This window comes from Teichococcus rhizosphaerae, assembly GCF_002631185.1.
Lineage (GTDB): Bacteria > Pseudomonadota > Alphaproteobacteria > Acetobacterales > Acetobacteraceae > Pseudoroseomonas > Pseudoroseomonas rhizosphaerae.
The window spans coordinates 1-2759 of the sequence record NZ_PDNU01000111.1 but is presented as its reverse complement, the minus strand read 5'-3'; the positions used below and the strand labels follow the sequence as shown (position 1 = coordinate 2759).

General features: G+C 66.0%; 1 protein-coding gene. It reads left to right on the top strand.

Annotation, left to right across the window (positions count from 1 at the left end):
• The coding region (uvrA, locus tag CR162_RS21830) for an excinuclease ABC subunit UvrA (RefSeq protein ID WP_099097547.1) at positions 1-2652 on the top strand (2652 nt) is incomplete at its 5' end.
• Between the last annotated feature and the right edge of the window lie 107 nt (positions 2653-2759).

Below are 2759 nucleotides of genomic sequence, written 5' to 3'. Positions count from 1 at the left end.
CAGTTCCTGTCGATGATGGAGAAGCCGGACGTGGACACCATCGAAGGGCTGTCGCCGGCGATTTCCATCGAACAGAAGTCCACTTCCCACAACCCACGCTCCACCGTGGGTACGATCACCGAGATCTACGACTACCTGCGCCTGCTTTATGCCCGCGTCGGTACCCCGCGCTGCCCGGACCACGACATCCCGCTGGAGGCGCAGACCGTCAGCCAGATGGTCGACCAGGTCCTGGCCCTGCCGGAAGGCAGCAAGCTGATGCTGCTGGCGCCGGTGATCCGCGAGCGCAAGGGCGAGCACCTGGCGGTGTTCGACGAGATGCGCGCGCAGGGTTTCGTCCGCGCCCGGGTCGACGGCAAGCTCTACGAACTCGACGAAGTGCCGAAGCTGGATAAGCAGAAGAAGCACAGCATCGATGTGGTGGTGGACCGCTTCAAGGTTCGCGCGGACCTCCAGCAACGCCTGGCCGAGTCGTTCGAGACCGCCCTGTCCCTGGCCGACGGTATCGCCCTGGTAGCACCGATGGACGAGGACGAGGATGTCGAGGAGATCATCTTCTCGGCGCGCTTCGCCTGCCCGGTCTGCGGCCACTCGATCAGCGAGCTGGAACCCAAGCTGTTCTCCTTCAACAACCCGGCCGGCGCCTGTCCGACCTGCGACGGCCTCGGCGTGAAGCAATTCTTCGACGCGCGCCGGGTGGTCAATGGCGAGTTGACCCTGGCCGAGGGCGCGATCCGCGGCTGGGACCGGCGCAACGTCTATTACTTCCAGATGCTCGGCTCGCTGGCCCAGCATTACGGCTTCAGCCTGGAAGAACCCTTCGACGAACTCGGCGCCGAGCACCAGAAGGTGGTGCTCTACGGCTCCGGCCGGGAAAACGTCGACTTCCGCTATCTCAACGACCGCGGCGACATCGTCAAGCGTTCGCATCCCTTCGAAGGCATCCTGCCGAACCTGGAGCGGCGCTACCGCGAGACCGAGTCGGCCACGGTCCGCGAGGAGCTGGCCAAGTTCCTCAGCACCCAGCCCTGCCCGGATTGCCACGGTACCCGCCTGCGCCGCGAGGCGCGGCATGTGTGGGTCGGCGACCGGACGCTGCCGGCGATCACCGCGATGCCGGTCGGCGAAGCCTGCGAGTATGCCGCCGGACTCAGCCTGACCGGCCGCCGTGGCGAGATCGCGGCGAAGATCCTCAAGGAAATCCGCGACCGCCTGCAATTCCTGGTCAACGTCGGCCTCGACTACCTGACCCTCGACCGCAGCGCCGACACCCTGTCCGGCGGCGAAGCCCAGCGCATCCGCCTGGCCAGCCAGATCGGCGCCGGCCTGGTGGGAGTGATGTACATCCTCGATGAACCCTCGATCGGCCTGCACCAACGCGACAACGAACGCCTGCTCGGCACCCTCACCCACCTACGCAACCTCGGCAACACGGTGATCGTGGTCGAGCACGACGAGGACGCGATCCGACTCGCCGACTACGTCGTCGACATCGGTCCGGGGGCCGGCGTGCACGGCGGCCAGGTAGTGGCGGAAGGTACGCCCGACCAGGTGATGAACCACCCCGACTCGCTGACCGGCAAGTACCTTTCCGGGCGCAAGAAAATCGCGGTTCCGGCCAAGCGCACCCCGCGCGACAAGAAGAAGCTGCTGAAGCTGAAAGGCGCCCGCGGCAACAACCTGCAGAACGTCAACCTGGAAATCCCGGTCGGCCTGTTCACCTGCATCACCGGGGTCTCGGGCTCCGGCAAGTCGACGCTGATCAACAACACCCTGTTCCCGATCACCGCCACCGCGCTGAACGGCGCGACTACCCTGGAAGTGGCGCCGTACGACTCGTTCGACGGCCTGCAGCACCTGGACAAGGTGGTCGACATCGACCAGAGCCCGATCGGTCGTACCCCGCGCTCCAACCCGGCGACCTATACCGGCCTGTTCACGCCGATCCGCGAACTGTTCTCCGGCGTGCCGGAGGCCCGCTCGCGCGGCTACGGTCCCGGCCGCTTCTCGTTCAACGTCAAGGGCGGCCGTTGCGAGGCCTGCCAGGGCGACGGCGTGATCAAGGTGGAGATGCACTTCCTGCCGGACATCTACGTTCCCTGCGACGTCTGCAAGGGCAAGCGCTACAACCGCGAGACCCTGGAGATCCGCTACAAGGGCAAGAGCATCCACGAGGTGCTGGAGATGACCATCGAGGAAGCCCGCGAGTTCTTCGACGCCGTCCCCGCCCTGGCGCGCAAGCTGCAGACACTGATGGACGTCGGCCTGTCCTACATCAAGCTGGGCCAGAGCGCGACCACCCTCTCGGGCGGCGAGGCACAGCGGGTCAAGCTGTCCCGCGAGCTGTCCAAGCGCGACACCGGCAAGACCCTGTACATCCTCGACGAACCGACCACCGGCCTGCACTTCGCCGACATCCAGCAACTGCTCGACGTGCTCCACCGCCTGCGCGACCACGGCAACACCGTGGTGGTGATCGAGCACAACCTGGACGTGATCAAGACCGCCGACTGGCTGGTCGACCTCGGTCCCGAGGGCGGCTCCAAGGGTGGTCAGATCATCGCCAACGGCACGCCGGAGCAGGTGGCCGAGATGCCCCAGTCGCACACCGGCCACTTCCTCAAGCCGCTGCTGGAACGCGATCGCGCCTGATTGCCGGGCGCTCATGAAAAAGCCCCTGCGGCCGTGAGGCGCAGGGGCTTTTTCGTATCCGCGGGGTAGGGTCAGATCTGCGACTGCAGGTAGTTCTCCAGGCCCAT